At 70.9% G+C, this 13,545-nt stretch carries 10 protein-coding genes; 4 read left to right on the top strand and 6 right to left on the bottom strand.

Annotated elements, in window-relative coordinates; genetic code table 11:
- The first annotated feature begins 14 nt into the window (after positions 1–14).
- Positions 15–1,151, top strand: a complete 1,137-nt coding sequence (locus ACSMXX_RS29695; protein ID WP_473181738.1) for a glycosyltransferase — start codon at positions 15–17, stop codon at positions 1,149–1,151.
- 77 nt (positions 1,152–1,228) lie between these two features.
- On the opposite strand, the gene ACSMXX_RS29690 is transcribed toward ACSMXX_RS29695, so the two are convergent.
- Positions 1,229–2,545 (bottom strand): TerD family protein, encoded by a 1,317-nt coding sequence (locus ACSMXX_RS29690; RefSeq protein ID WP_473181737.1) that lies wholly within the window; start codon positions 2,543–2,545, stop codon positions 1,229–1,231.
- Positions 2,546–2,764: 219 nt separating this feature from the next.
- Here ACSMXX_RS29690 and ACSMXX_RS29685 point away from each other — a divergent pair, with 219 nt between their 5' ends.
- Together ACSMXX_RS29685 and ACSMXX_RS29680 are read left to right on the top strand one after the other, a co-directional pair.
- Positions 2,765–3,292: a DUF6643 family protein gene (locus ACSMXX_RS29685; protein WP_473181736.1), complete on the top strand. Its 528-nt coding sequence runs from the start codon at positions 2,765–2,767 to the stop codon at positions 3,290–3,292.
- Between the two features lie 47 nt (positions 3,293–3,339).
- The gene (locus tag ACSMXX_RS29680; RefSeq protein ID WP_473181735.1) at positions 3,340–4,167 is read left to right on the top strand and encodes an MOSC domain-containing protein; all 828 of its coding nucleotides are present in this window, start codon (positions 3,340–3,342) and stop codon (positions 4,165–4,167) included.
- Between the two features lie 139 nt (positions 4,168–4,306).
- Here ACSMXX_RS29680 and ACSMXX_RS29675 read toward each other — a convergent pair whose 3' ends face one another.
- The 3 genes from ACSMXX_RS29675 to ACSMXX_RS29665 all read right to left on the bottom strand — a co-directional run bounded on the left by ACSMXX_RS29675 (position 4,307) and on the right by ACSMXX_RS29665 (position 7,651).
- Complete coding sequence (locus tag ACSMXX_RS29675) at positions 4,307–4,711, bottom strand: DUF779 domain-containing protein (protein WP_473181734.1); 405 nt, start codon at positions 4,709–4,711, stop codon at positions 4,307–4,309.
- Entirely contained in the window at positions 4,711–6,234 is a 1,524-nt protein-coding gene (exaC, locus tag ACSMXX_RS29670) for an acetaldehyde dehydrogenase ExaC (protein WP_473181733.1), read from the bottom strand. The genes ACSMXX_RS29675 and exaC overlap by 1 nt, the downstream gene beginning before the upstream one ends.
- 64 nt (positions 6,235–6,298) lie before the next feature.
- Positions 6,299–7,651 carry a transcriptional regulator gene (locus tag ACSMXX_RS29665; protein WP_473181732.1) on the bottom strand — a complete coding sequence of 451 codons (1,353 nt, stop codon included), beginning with the start codon at positions 7,649–7,651 and terminating at the stop codon, positions 6,299–6,301.
- A 126-nt stretch (positions 7,652–7,777) separates the two neighbouring features.
- Between ACSMXX_RS29665 and ACSMXX_RS29660 the strand changes: the two genes are divergently transcribed.
- Positions 7,778–10,177, top strand: a complete 2,400-nt coding sequence (locus tag ACSMXX_RS29660; protein WP_473181731.1) for a phosphoketolase family protein — start codon at positions 7,778–7,780, stop codon at positions 10,175–10,177.
- Positions 10,178–10,223: 46 nt separating this feature from the next.
- Here the strand turns inward: ACSMXX_RS29660 and ACSMXX_RS29655 are convergent, their stop codons facing one another.
- Complete coding sequence (locus tag ACSMXX_RS29655; RefSeq protein ID WP_473181730.1) at positions 10,224–11,630, bottom strand: family 2B encapsulin nanocompartment shell protein; 1,407 nt, start codon at positions 11,628–11,630, stop codon at positions 10,224–10,226.
- A gap of 118 nt (positions 11,631–11,748) precedes the next feature.
- Complete coding sequence (locus tag ACSMXX_RS29650; protein WP_473181729.1) at positions 11,749–13,161, bottom strand: family 2B encapsulin nanocompartment shell protein; 1,413 nt, start codon at positions 13,159–13,161, stop codon at positions 11,749–11,751.
- Positions 13,162–13,545 lie beyond the last annotated feature (384 nt).

Here is a 13,545-nt window from a genome sequence, read left to right as displayed (position 1 = left end):
GCAGACTGCGGCGGATGAGCGCGCTGACCTGGATCGCTTCGGGATCCCTCGCCGCATGGCTGTGGCTGCTGCTGTGCCAGGCCCGCTTCTGGCGTACGGACATCCGCCTGCCGCCCGGCGAGGTGCCGGAGCGCTGGCCGGCGCTGGCGGTGGTGGTGCCCGCGCGGGACGAGGCGGATGTGCTGCCGCTGAGCCTGCCCGGCCTGCTGGCGCAGGAGTATCCGGGGCGGGCCGAGATCTTCCTCGTCGACGACGGCTCGACGGACGGCACCGGCGCACTGGCGCAGCGGCTCGCCGTCGAACAGCAGCCGCACGGCCTGCCGTTGACGGTCACCTCCCCCGGCGAGCCCGAGCCGGGATGGACGGGCAAACTGTGGGCTCTGCGGCACGGCATGGCACTCGCACGGGAGCGCACCGGCGCCGAGTTCCTGCTGCTCACGGACGCCGACATCGCCCACGCCCCGGGCTCGCTGCGGGACCTGGTGAGTGCCGCGACCGGCGCCCGTCTGGACCTCCTCTCCCAGATGGCGCGGCTTCGGGCCGACAGCGCATGGGAGCGGCTCATCGTCCCGGCGTTCGTCTACTTCTTCGCGCAGCTCTATCCCTTCGGCCGGGTCAACCGTCCCGCCTCCCGTACCGCCGCCGCGGCCGGCGGCTGTGTGCTGCTGCGCACCGAGGCGGCCGTGCGCGCACGCGTACCGGAGAGCATCCGGCACGCCGTCATCGACGACGTGACGCTCGCCCGTGCCGTCAAGCGCGCGGGCGGCGGGCGGATCTGGCTGGGGCTGGCCGACGGTGTGGAGAGCGTGCGCCCCTACGACCGGCTGCCGCAGCTGTGGCGCATGGTGGCACGCAGCGCGTACGCGCAGCTCGGGAACAACCCGGTGGTGCTGCTGGGAACCGTCGCGGGTCTGACGCTGGTGTATCTGGTGCCTCCGCTGACGGCGCTGGCCGGGTCACCCGTGGGGGCGGCGGCGTGGGCGGCGATGGCCCTGACGTACGTGCCGATGCTGCGCTACTACCGGCAGCCGCCGTGGCGGGCGCTCGCGCTGCCCGTCACGGCGGCCCTGTATCTGCTGATGACGGTCGACTCGGCGCTGCGGCACCACCGCGGGCGCGGTGCCTCGTGGAAGGGCCGCACGTACGCGTGATCGCGGCGCCGAGGAACAGGCAGCCGGTGACAGGGAGTTGACGGCCCCACCCGCAGGGGACGTTCACTCGCGGCAGCTCACTTGCGGCCGGGAGTCCACTTCATGCCCCACTCGTAGGCCGCGTCGACGGTGCGCTGCGGGCTGCTGCCGCGCGGGGTGACCAGATAGCGGGCCTCGCGCTGCACGACGAGGTCGCCGCCCTGGTTGGTGATGAGTGCGAGCGCGCAGACGTTGGACGTGACGGTGCACTCGTCGAGCGAGAACTCCACCGGAGCGCCGTGCTGGGGCTGGAGGGTGACGGTGCCGGCGACGCCCTCGAAGCTGCGGGCCCCTTCGTAGATCGTGACGAAGACGAGGATGCGGCGCAGGTCCGCGGCATGGTCGAGGTTGACGGTGAGGTTCTCGCCGGAGGTGACCGCGCCCGTGCGGTCGTCGCCGTCGAGTTGCATGTACGGCGGCTGGTGCAGCGAGCCGAAGGCGTTGCCGAGGGCCTGGACGACGCCCTTGCGCCCGTCGGCGAGTTCGAAGAGTGCGCACAGGTCCAGGTCGAGGTCCGAGTGACCCGCGATGGCCTTGCCGAGCTTCCGGCCCCAGCCCGAGAACTGCTTGTGCACCTGCCAGTTGAGGTTGACCCGCAGGACGCCGCCGGTGCCGCCCTGTTTGGTCAGCGAGACGGACGGCGACTGCTTGGTCAGCGTGACCTTGGTGAGCCGTACCGGCGTGGCCCCGGACGCGGGCGGCGCGGCCCCGGGCGGGGGCGCGGCGGAAGCCGCGGGGGTGGCGGGCGCAGCGGCAGGGGTGGACGCAGCGGTGGATGCAGGACCCGCGGCGGGCGCCGTGCCGCGCACCGATGCGCCCGTGTCCGCCTGTTCGTCAACACTGATCCCGAAGTCCGTTGCCAGACCGGCCAGTCCGCTGCCGTACCCCTGGCCGACCGCGCGGAACTTCCAGGAGCCCTGCCTGCGGTAGAGCTCACCGAGTACGAACGCCTTCTCCACTGTGGCGTCCGCGCTCTCGAAGCGGGCGATCTCCGCGCCGCCGGCCGCGTCCACGAGCCGTACGTACAACCCCGGGACCTGCCCGAACGTACCGCCGTCGGCAGAGGCGGCCAGCACGATCCGGTCGATGTCCGGCTCGACCTTGCCGAGGTCCGCGCCCAGCACGTCGAGGACGGCGTCCCCTTCGGAGTGCTTCCCCTCGTGGGTCACGGCGCCCGAGGCGTGGCGAGGCTGGTTGTAGAAGACGAAGTCGTCGTCGGAGCGGACCTTTCCGGATTCCGCCAGCAGCAGCGCGGACGCGTCCACGTCCACGGGGCCCGTCCCGGACCCCCGGCCCAGCTCGATACGCACGGACTCCGCCGCGACGGGTACGTTGCTGCCCTTCTGCATCGTCATGCCACTCCACTCCCCTCGTCGTTCCGCCGCGGCCCTCTCGGCGGCCTGTTCACCGCGCTTCGGCTGCGACTGGCACATTCCGTTACAACATCTCGACACGTCCATGTGACCGTTTTTGCCGGGTTCGCTCGTATTGGTGATGGGGAGTCACCGCAAGCACGAGAAACCGCTCCTTGACCGGGGTCCCCAACGGCCACATTTTGGGCTTACCTTATGGGCATGACCTCCCCCCGCTACTCCCCTGGCGGCTACTACGCTGGCCCTTCCTACCCCGACACACCGATCTACGACATGCTCGTGAACGAGCGTGGCACCCCGCAGATCGCTCCCATCCGGGTCCCGTCGGCGTACGAACCGATGCCTTCCCTCGCCGCACTGCCCCCGGCGCTCCCGGCACTGCCCGCCGGCCCGAGCCACCAGCAGCAGTACACGCCCCCGCAGGGGTATCCGAACGCCATGGGCAACCAGCCCCCGCCGCCCGGCATGGCGCAGCCCGCGCCCCTGCAGTCGGCGCCGCTGCAACAGACGCCTGCGCCCTACATTCCGCAGCAGGCACCCCAGCAGCGCGGCTATCCGGACCCGCGGCAGCAGCAACAGCCCCAGCCGCCGCAGCAGATGCGGCCCGTCGCACCTCCGCGCCCTGCCGCGCCCCGTCCAGCCGCACCGCGGCCGGCCGCTCCCCGGCAGATGCCGAACTCGTACGACGACCCCTACGGCGGCCACCAGTACCCGGGCCGCGGCTACTGACCTGATCCGGCCGTTCAACTGCCTCACGGTGGTGGGAGGATGGCCGTATGACGTCCGCGTGGCTGGCATCGCTCCACCTCTACCCGGTGAAGGCACTGGCGGGGATCGAACGTGAGGAGCTCACCGTCGAGCCGTGGGGCCCGGCCGCGGACAGGCGCTGGATGCTGACGTCTCCGGACGGCAGCCAGGTCACACAGCGCGAACATCCACGTCTCGCACAGGCACGCGCGGTTCCGCTGCCCGGAGGGGGAGTCAGGGTGGCGGCTCCGGGGAGGGAGCCGCTGGAGGCGGGTGTGCCGCCGGCGGGCCAGGACGTCGTCCCTGTGCGGCTTTTCGGGAAGAAGCTGGAAGTGGCGCCCGCGGACGCGGCATCGAGCCAGTGGTTCTCGGAGTATCTCGGCACGCCTGTGCGGCTTGTGCACCTGGACGCACCCGAGCGGCGCCGCCCCCTCGATCCGCGGTTCGCCCGCGAGGGAGAGACCGTCTCGCTCGCCGACGGCTTTCCGCTGCTGCTCACGACGGTCTCCTCGCTGGACGCGCTCAACTCGCTGATCGCACAAGGCGATCACGCCGACGAAGGCCCGCTGCCGATGAACCGCTTCAGACCCAACCTCGTGGTGCGGGGAAGCGCCCCGTGGGCCGAGGACGGCTGGGAACGGCTCCGCATCGGTGAGATCGTCTTCCGCGTGGTCAAGCCGTGCGGCCGGTGCGTGGTGACGACGACCGACCAGACGACGGGCGAACGCGGAAAGGAGCCGCTGCGCACCCTGGCCCGCCACCGTCGCTTCGGGGACCAACTGGTCTTCGGTCAGAACCTGGTCCCGGAGCATACGGGCAGGGTGCGCAGCGGCGACTTGGTGGAGGTGCTCGCCTAGACAATGCCTCGCGGCATCAGGGAGGTGCCTGGGCGAGCCCCTCCTCTCCGGCTCTTCCGGCACGCCCGGCGCACTTGGTTCCGTGGCGGGATGTGCGCCGGGTGTGCCCGTCCGCCGGTGTCCTCGCGGCTTTCGTCCGTCAGCCGCCGTCCTCCTCCATCAGCCGGGAGCGGATCAGGAACCGGACGCCTTCCGGTGCTTCGAGCGAGAATCCGCTGCCGCGTCCCGGCACCACGTCGACCGTGAGGTGGGTGTGGCTCCAGTACGCGAACTGGCTGGCGGACATCCAGAACGGCACCGGCTCGTCGACGCCGTCCACCGCCAGCCGTCCGAGCAGGACGTCCGAGTCGCCCGTGCGCAGCTCGCCGAGCTGATAGCACATCGGGGAACTGCCGTCGCAGCAGCCGCCCGACTGGTGGAACATCAGCGGCCCGTGCTGCCGCGTGAGCTGCCGGATCATCGCGGCGGCCTCCTCCGTGAAGCCGACCCGCTCCGGCGCACCGGCCGCCGTGCGCTCCTCCTCCGCCTGGTCCGCGGATGCCATCAGAAGAACCCGAGCTTCTTCGGCGAGTAGCTCACCAGCAGGTTCTTGGTCTGCTGGTAGTGGTCGAGCATCATCCGGTGGTTCTCGCGGCCGATGCCCGACTGCTTGTACCCGCCGAACGCGGCGTGCGCCGGGTAGGCGTGGTAGCAGTTCGTCCACACGCGCCCGGCCTGGATGGCCCGTCCCGCGCGGTAGGCAGTGTTGCCGTCACGGCTCCATACGCCGGCGCCCAGGCCGTAGAGGGTGTCGTTGGCCGTCGACATGGCGTCGTCGAAGTCGGAGAAGTCTGTGACGGCCACGACCGGCCCGAAGATCTCCTCCTGGAAGACGCGCATGCTGTTGTTGCCCTCCAGGATCGTGGGCCGCACGTAGTAGCCGCCCTCCAGCTCGCCACCCAGCTCGGCACGTGTGCCGCCGGTCAGCGCCTTGGCGCCTTCCTGCTTGCCGATGTCGAGGTAGGAGAGGATCTTCTCCATCTGGTCGTTGGAGGCCTGCGCGCCGACCATCGTCTCGGTGTCCAGCGGGTGCCCCTGGACGATCTTCTCCGTACGGGCGACACCCGCGTCGAGGAAGTCCCGGTAGTGGCCCTGCTGGATGAGCGCGCGCGACGGACACGTGCACACTTCGCCCTGGTTGAGGGCGAACATCGTGAAGCCCTCCATCGCCTTGTCGTAGAAGTCGTCGTCGGCGGTGGAGACGTCGTCGAAGAAGATGTTGGGGCTCTTGCCGCCGAGTTCGAGCGTGACGGGCTTGAGGTTCTCGGAGGCGTACTGCATGATCAGCCGGCCCGTGGTGGTCTCACCGGTGAAGGCGACCTTGGCCACGCGCGGGCTGCTGGCCAGCGGCTTGCCCGCTTCCGCACCGAAGCCGTTGACGATGTTGACGACGCCGGGCGGCAGCAGATCGGCGACCAGGCTCATCCAGAAGTGCACGGAGGCCGGGGTCTGTTCGGCCGGCTTGAGGACGACCGCGTTGCCGGCCGCCAGCGCCGGCGCCAGCTTCCACACGGCCATGAGGATCGGGAAGTTCCACGGGATGATCTGGGCGACCACGCCCAGCGGCTCGTGGAAGTGGTAGGCGACGGTGTCCTCGTCGATCTCCGACAGCGACCCTTCCTGCGCCCGTATCGCTCCGGCGAAGTAGCGGAAGTGGTCGATGGCCAGGGGAATGTCGGCGGCCAGTGCCTCACGTACGGGCTTGCCGTTCTCCCAGCTCTCGGCGACGGCGAGTTCCTCGAGGTGCTCCTCCATGCGCTGGGCGATCCGGTTGAGCACCGCGGCGCGTTCGGCCGCCGGTGTGCTTGCCCAGCCGGGCGCCGCGTCGTGCGCGGCGTCGATGGCACGTTCCACGTCCTCGGCGGTGCCGCGGGCGATCTCCGTGAAGGCCGCTCCTGTGACGGGTGTGGGGTTCTCGAAGTAGCCGCCCTGTTTGGGGGCGACGTAAGTCCCCCCGATCCAGTGGTCGTAGCGGGACTTGTAGTTCATGACGGCCCCGTCGGACCCGGGCGCGGCGTAGCGGCTCATCTCTGCCTCCCCTTGGTGCGGGCGGCCCGCCGCATCCCACGGCGGGCCCGATCTGCGGCAAAGACTAGGGACGGGAACGTTGCCGATACGTTGCGTGCGCTCCCCTGTCCTCTCCGTACGGACGGCGCGGCCCGGGCTCCCGCGAGTTCTCCAGCCCGTAGGCGCGGCGCAGTTCGCGTACGCGCCCGTACAGGGAGGCCGTGCGCGCCTGTCCGGACTGGCGTCCGGCGAGCAGCGTCTCCCACATCTCCAGGTCGTCCTCGCCCCAGGGAGTTCTCACCCACTCCTCCAGCAGCACCGGGTCGCGGGACGCCAGCAGGGCACGGCGCAGCCTGTCCTCCAGCCGCCTGCGCAGCCGTACGACGCCGGGCGCCTCGGAGAGGGGCAGCAGCGGCCCGCGGTATGCGGAGAGCGCCGTGGGCAGGTCGCCCTCTGCCAGGGCATCGCCGACGGCGTCGTGGTCGGTGTGCGGGACGGTGCGCAGCCGGTAGGGGCGTGAGTCGAGCAGCGGGCCCAACAGGCCGCGGAGACGGGAGAGTTCGGCACGCAGGGTGACGGGCGTGACGGACCGCTCGCCGTAGAGCTCCAGGGCGAGCCGCTCACCGGTGAGGCCCTCAGGGTGCGCGGCGAGCAGCACCATGATCTCGCTGTGCCGGCGGCCCAGCCGCAGGGGTGCGCCGCCTCCCGTGTCGAGGAGGGCCTCGTCGCAGCCGAGGGCGTTGAGTACGGGCGCACCGCCGGCGGACGCGCCGCCCGCGGCTGCCTGTTCGGCGAGGAACGCCTCGGCGGCGCGTGCCGTGGCCTGGACGAGCGCGAGGCTCTGCGGTGCCGCCAGGTGGTCCCCGCCGGTGATGTCGATCGCGCCGATGAGCCGGTGCGTACGCGGATCGTGCACGGGGGCGGCGGCGCAGGTCCACGCCTGCACGGGGCGGCAGTAGTGCTCGGCGGTGAAGATCTGCACGGCATGGTCGACGGCGAGGGCCGTGCCGGGGGCGTTGGTGCCGATGTAGCGCTCGGACCAGCGGGCGCCCGGCACGAAGTTCATCCGCTCTGCGTGGCGCTGGACCTGCGAGTGGCCCTCGACCCACAGCATGCGCCCGTTCTCGTCGCACACGGAGAGCAGATGGGCGCCGTCGTCGGCGACGGTGCCGAGCAGTTCGCGGAAGAGCGGCATGACCCGGGAGAGCGGGTGCGCGGAGCGGTATGCGGCGAGGTCCGCGTCGGCCAGGTCGATGCTGGCCACGCTCTCCGGTTCGACGGAGGCACCGGCGCAGCGCTGCCAGGACTCGGCCACGACGTTCCGCACCTGTGCGCCGATCGCGCCCTCGGTCACGAACTCCTCGTGCGCGCGGCGTACCTGGCCCGTCCGCTCGGCCGCGTCTGCCCCTGTCTCCAGCGCCAGCCATGGATTATGCACACCGTCATCGTGCCGTGCGTCACAGCGCCAGGCAACGCCGTGGACCCGGACAATCCGACACGGTTCGGGATACTCCCGGGGCCCGTGGCACGTGTGCCGCCGTGCGCACCCTGGTACCCGTCCTTCATGCACACCCCCTCCTCGCTCTCCGACGGTGAGACCGCCCAGCTCGACGCCCACTGGCGGGCCCTGAACTACCTCTCCGCCTGCCAGCTGTATCTGCGGGAGAATCCGCTGCTCCGTGAGCCGCTGCGCCCGGAGCACGTCAAACCGAGGCTGCTCGGGCACTGGGGTTCGGCGCCCGGGCTCGGACTGGTCTACACCCACCTGAACAGGGCCATCCGTGAGCACGGCCTGGAGGCCATGTGCGTCTGGGGTCCCGGTCACGGTGCTCCGGCGGTGCTGGCGGGGGCATGGCTGGAGGGCACGTACGGCGAACTCGAGCCGGGACGTGCGCGTGACGCCGAGGGCATGCTCGGCCTGTTCCGCGACTTCTCCCAGCCGGGCGGGCTGCCGAGCCACACGGCCCCGGACGTGCCCGGCTCCATCCAGGAGGGCGGCGAGCTGGGGTACGCGCTGGCGCACGCCTACGGCGCGGCGTTCGACAATCCGCGCCTGCTGGTGTGCGCGGTCGTGGGCGACGGGGAGGCGGAGACGGGGCCGCTGGCCGCCGCGTGGCACTCCGGCAAGTTCCTCGACCCCGTGCACGACGGGGCGGTGCTCCCCGTCCTCCACCTCAACGGGTACAAGATCGCCAACCCCACCGTGCTCGCCCGGATTCCGGAGGACGAACTCGACGCCCTGCTGCGCGGCTACGGCTACGACCCGCTGCACGTCACCGCTCACCCGGACACCCCGCCCGCGGAGACGCACCGCGCGCTGGCCGGGGCGTTCGACGTGGCGGTGAAGCGCATCGGTCAGTACCAGCGGGAGGCCCGCGCCAGTGCCGGCGGCTCCGGCCACCGGCCGCGCTGGCCGGTGCTCGTACTGCGTACGCCGAAGGGCTGGACGGGTCCGGCCGAAGTGGACGGCGTACCCGTCGAGGACACCTGGCGCTCGCACCAGGTGCCGCTCTCAGGTGTGCGCGAAGACCCGGAGCGGCTGCGGCAGTTGGAGGGATGGCTGCGCTCGTACGGTCCGGAGGAGCTCTTCGGCGCCGACGGCAGGCCGTCGGAGCAGGTGCTGGCGTGCGTGCCCGAGGGAGAGCGCAGGCTGGGCGCCGTCCCGCACGCCAACGGGGGACGGCTGCTGCGCGATCTGCCGGTGCCCGCGCTGGAACCGCACTCGGTGGACGTCGAGCGGCACGGGCACGCCATGCACGAGCCGACTCGGGTGCTCGGCGGGATGCTGACGGAGCTGTTCTCGGCCACGCAGGAGCGGCGCGACTTCCGCATGTTCGGGCCGGACGAGACGGCCTCGAACCACCTCGACGGCGTCTTCGCCGTCACACCGCGCGGCTGGCAGGCGCAGACGCTGAAGACCGACGAGAACCTCGGTGCGCACGGGCGGGTGCTTGAGGTGCTCTCTGAACACATGTGCCAGGGCTGGCTGGAGGGCTACGTCCTCACGGGCCGGCACGGGCTCTTCGGCTCGTACGAGGCCTTCGCCCACATCGTCGCGAGCATGGCCGGACAGCACGTCAAGTGGCTGCAGAGCTCCCTGGAAGTCCCGTGGCGCAGGCCGCTGGCCTCGCTCAACTACCTGCTCACGTCGCACGCGTGGCGGCAGGACCACAACGGCTTCTCCCACCAGGACCCGGGCTTCATCGACCACATCATGAACAAGAGCCCGCAGGTCGTGCGGGTCTATCTGCCGCCGGACGCCAACACGCTGCTGTGCGTCGCCGATCATGTGCTGCGTACGCGCGACACCGTCAACGTGGTGGTCGCGGGCAAGCAGGAGTGCTTCGACTGGCTGTCGCTGGAGGAGGCCCGCGGGCACTGTGCGCGCGGGCTGGGCGTGTGGGAGTGGGCGGGCACCGAAGTGCCCGGCGGGGAGCCGGACGTGGTGCTCGCCTGCGCGGGCGACGTCCCCACCCAGGAGACGCTGGCAGCGGCGTCGCTGCTGCGCGAGCATCTGCCGTCCTTGGCAGTGCGGGTGGTCAACGTGGTCGACATCGCACGGCTGCTGCCCCGTTCCGAGCATCCGCACGGGCTGCCCGACGCGGAGTTCGACGCCGTCTTCACGCGCGACAAGCCCGTCATCTTCGCCTACCACGGCTATCCGTGGCTGGTGCACCGCCTCACGTACCGGCGGGCCGTGCACGACTCTCTCCATGTACGCGGCTACAAGGAAATGGGCGCCACGACAACGCCGTTCGACATGGTGGTGCGCAACGACATGGACCGCTACCGCCTCGTGATGGACGTGATCGACCGCACCCCGGGGCTGCCCGTGCGGGCAACCGGTGTGCGTCAGGCGCTGGCGGACATGCGGACCCGGCACCACTCCTGGATCCGTGAACACGGAACGGACCTGCCGGAGGTCGCGGACTGGAAGTGGAGTGAGTCCGCGACCTCCGGCTGAGGGCCCCTCCTCCCCGCCCCGGCCTGTGCGATGCCCCTGCCTTGTGTCAGACCTCCACGTCCTCCAGCACCCCCAGGGCGTCAGGGACCAGAACGGCCGCCGAGAAGTAGGCGCTCACCAGGTATGAGATGAGGGCCTTCGCCCCGATCCCCATGAAGCGGACGTTGAGACCCGGCTCGATCTCGTCGGGGATGCCCGTCTGGTGGAGGCCGACGACGCCCTGGTTCTCCTGGCCGGTACGCATCGCCAGCACGCTTGTCGTGCCGTCCTTGCCGACCGGGATCTTGTTGCAGGGCAGCAGCGGAATGCCCCGCCAGGTGCGCACGGTCGCGCCGTGCAGCTCGGTCTGCGGAGGATGGATGCCGCGGCTGCTGCACTCGCGCCCGATGGCGGCGACGGCGCGTGGATGCGCGAGCAGGTACTGGGTCTTGCGGCGGCGGGAGATCAGTTCGTCGAGGTCGTCGGGGGTGGGCGGACCGGAGCGGGTGTGGATGCGCTGGGACGGAGCCGCGTTGTGCAGGAGCCCGAAATCACGGCTGTTGACCATCTCGTGCTCCTGCCGCTCCCGCAGCGCCTCCACCGTCAGCCGCAGCTGCTCCTCCACCTGGTTCATCGGATGGTTGTACAGATCCGCCACCCGCGTATGCACCCGCAGCACCGTCTGCGCCACACTCAGCTCGTACTCACGCGGAGACAACTCGTAATCCACGAACGTCCCCGGCAGCAGCGCCTCCCCCGCATGCCCCGAAGCCAGCTCGATCGCAGCCTCACCGCGCTTGTTCTGGCGGGGGATGGCGCGGGAGAGGTACTCGTCGAGATACGAGCGCAGTGCCGGTGAGCGGTCCGCGACCTCGCGGAACTCCTCGGCCCGCAGGGCCAGTACGGTGCACTTCGTCAGTGCGGTGAGGGTCTGCTCCCACTCCCCCGGATCCGGTGTGAGGGCCTGCTCGCCCGCGTGGTCGCCGCCGGCGAGGACGCCCAGCGACACCTGCTCGCCGTACTTGCCGCTGCCGGTGCGCTTCACCTTGCCGTGCGCGATGAGGAGGAGCTGTGCCGGGTCGCCCGGGGAGACCACGGTCTCGCCCGCCGTGTGCTCCCGCTGCTCGAAGCGTCCGGCGAGAGCGGTCAGGGCGGCCTCGTCGGCCAGCCCGCGCAGGAGCGGGATCTCACGGAGTTCCGCAGGGATCACGGCGATGTCGGCGCCGGTGGCGACGAACTCCACCTGCCCGTCGCCGAGCGTGTGCGTCAGCCGCCTGTTGACGCGGAACGTGCCGCCCGTGGTCTCCACCCACGGCAGGATCTTCAGCAGCCAGCGCGAGGAGATCCCCTGCATCTGGGGCGGCGTCTTGGTGGTGGTGGTCAGGTTGCGGGCCGCGGCCGGAGCGAGACTGTGCTGTGCCGCGAGGCCGGGCGTGGGACCGGGGTGGCCGGACTGGCCGGACTGGCTGGTCATGGACCGGTGGACCTTCCGTGCTGGGACCTGGCTGGGGCTGGAGAGGGAACTGGCTCTGGAGCCCGGCCCGTTCGGCGCCGCCGTATTCCTGCGGCTGCCGGGCCGTCAGCAACTCGCCTCAGTGGCCGATTTCGACGTCCTCGAGGATTCCCAGGGCGTCGGGGACCAGAACGGCCGCCGAATAGTAGGCGCTCACCAGGTAGGAGATGAGCGCCTTTTCGTCGATGCCCATGAAACGGACCGAGACCCCCGGCTGGAATTCGTCGGGAATACCCGTCTGATGCAGGCCGACGACGCCCTGTACCTCGCCCGTGCGCATCGCCAGCACCGATGTGCTGCCCGAGCCGGTGACCGGGATCTTGTCGCACGGGAGGACGGGCACGCCGCGCCACGCGGGCACGCGGTGCCCGTCCAGCTCGGCGCTGTCGGGATGGATGCCGCGGCTGCTGCACTCGCGCCCGAAGGCGGCGATCGCCTTGGGGTGCGCGAGCACGACGCTCGGCTCCTTCCACACGGTGGCCAGGAGTTCGTCGAGGTCGTCGGGGGTGGGCGGACCGGAGCGGGTGTGGATGCGCTGGGACGGAGCCGCGTTGTGCAGGAGCCCGAAATCACGGCTGTTGACCATCTCGTGCTCCTGCCGCTCCCGCAGCGCCTCCACCGTCAGCCGCAGCTGCTCCTCCACCTGGTTCATCGGATGGTTGTACAGATCCGCCACCCGCGTATGCACCCGCAGCACCGTCTGCGCCACACTCAGCTCGTACTCACGCGGAGACAACTCGTAATCCACGAACGTCCCCGGCAGCGGCACTTCCCCCGCATGCCCCGAAGCCAGCTCGATCGCAGCCTCACCGTCGGGTGTGTGCCGGCCGGGCGATGTGTCGGCGGACGGGGCGGTCTGTGCGCGGAGGCTCTCGGACCGGCCGGCGATCTCCTCGAAGGACTCGCGCGCGAGCGTCAGAACGGTGCCGCTGGTCAGCGAGGTGAGGGTGATGTCCCACTTCCCCGGCTCGCCGGTGAGCCGTTCGGACCCGACGTGGTCGCCGTCGGCCAGCACCCCCAGCACGCTCTCGCCGCCGTACTTGCCCTCGGTCGTCTTGCGCAGCTTGCCGTGCGCGACGAGGACGAGCTGGTCGGCGGGACGCCCTGCCTCGATGATCGTCTCGCCCGGCCCGAAGTCGCGCTGCTCGCAGCGGTTCGCGAGCGCTTCGAGCACCCCGCGGTCCTCGTAGCCGCGCAGCAGCGGGAGTTCGGTCAGTTCCAGCGGGACGACCCGTACCTCGGCGCCTGTCGTGGTGAATTCGACCCGGCCGTCGCCGAGGGTGTGCGTCAGGCGCCTGTTGACGCGGAAGGTGCCGCCTGGAACGTGGACCCAGGGAAGGACCTTCAGCAGCCACCGTGAAGTGATCCCCTGCATTTGCGGGGGCGTCTTCGTCGTGGTGGTGAGATTGCGTGCGGCGCCCGTCGCGAGACTCGACTGCGCGTGCTGCGCAGCCTCGTCGCCACCGGAATTCGTCTCCACCGCAGTCGCCATATGGATACCGCCAATCTCCGTGTCCGCACCGGCAATTCGCTCGTTGCGCTGACGAAGCTAGGCCGCGACGCTCATACCGGGCAATCGCTCAAAAGAGATCGCATTGCCTGGAATGCCAGGTCAATGTGCTGGGTATCGGCTGTGATCCGCGGTGGGGTACGGGCTGTCCGCCGCGGGCTCGGTGGCGGCCGCTGCCGGCGGCGTGGCAGCCGACCGCCGGCCGGCTCCGGCCGCGCGACCGGCAGCGGCACACCCGCCGAGGTGACACTGGGTGCAGGGTCATTTCGCCACCCCCGCCGCACGACCGCTCGCCGCGGGAAGTATGGTCGGAGTTCCACAACGGGGTGGCCACGGGGCCGGGGCGATGACCACGTTCCGGTGATT

This window comes from Streptomyces sp. DSM 116795 (assembly GCF_055792905.1).
Note: the sequence above shows the minus strand (reverse complement) of the source record. Positions and strands in the feature narration are given on the sequence as shown.

What these genes read in the sequence shown, in the direction of transcription:
- ACSMXX_RS29695 (WP_473181738.1), top strand. Translation starts at nt 15, where the DNA reads ATGAGCGCGCTGACCTGGATCGCTTCGGGATCCCTCGCCGCATGGCTG.
- ACSMXX_RS29680 (WP_473181735.1), top strand. Translation starts at nt 3,340, where the DNA reads ATGACGTCCGCGTGGCTGGCATCGCTCCACCTCTACCCGGTGAAGGCA.
- exaC (WP_473181733.1), bottom strand. Translation starts at nt 6,234, where the DNA reads ATGAGCCGCTACGCCGCGCCCGGGTCCGACGGGGCCGTCATGAACTAC.
- ACSMXX_RS29675 (WP_473181734.1), bottom strand. Translation starts at nt 4,711, where the DNA reads ATGGCATCCGCGGACCAGGCGGAGGAGGAGCGCACGGCGGCCGGTGCG.
- ACSMXX_RS29655 (WP_473181730.1), bottom strand. Translation starts at nt 11,630, where the DNA reads ATGACCAGCCAGTCCGGCCAGTCCGGCCACCCCGGTCCCACGCCCGGC.
- ACSMXX_RS29685 (WP_473181736.1), top strand. Translation starts at nt 2,765, where the DNA reads ATGACCTCCCCCCGCTACTCCCCTGGCGGCTACTACGCTGGCCCTTCC.
- ACSMXX_RS29650 (WP_473181729.1), bottom strand. Translation starts at nt 13,161, where the DNA reads ATGGCGACTGCGGTGGAGACGAATTCCGGTGGCGACGAGGCTGCGCAG.
- ACSMXX_RS29660 (WP_473181731.1), top strand. Translation starts at nt 7,778, where the DNA reads ATGCACACCCCCTCCTCGCTCTCCGACGGTGAGACCGCCCAGCTCGAC.
- ACSMXX_RS29690 (WP_473181737.1), bottom strand. Translation starts at nt 2,545, where the DNA reads ATGACGATGCAGAAGGGCAGCAACGTACCCGTCGCGGCGGAGTCCGTG.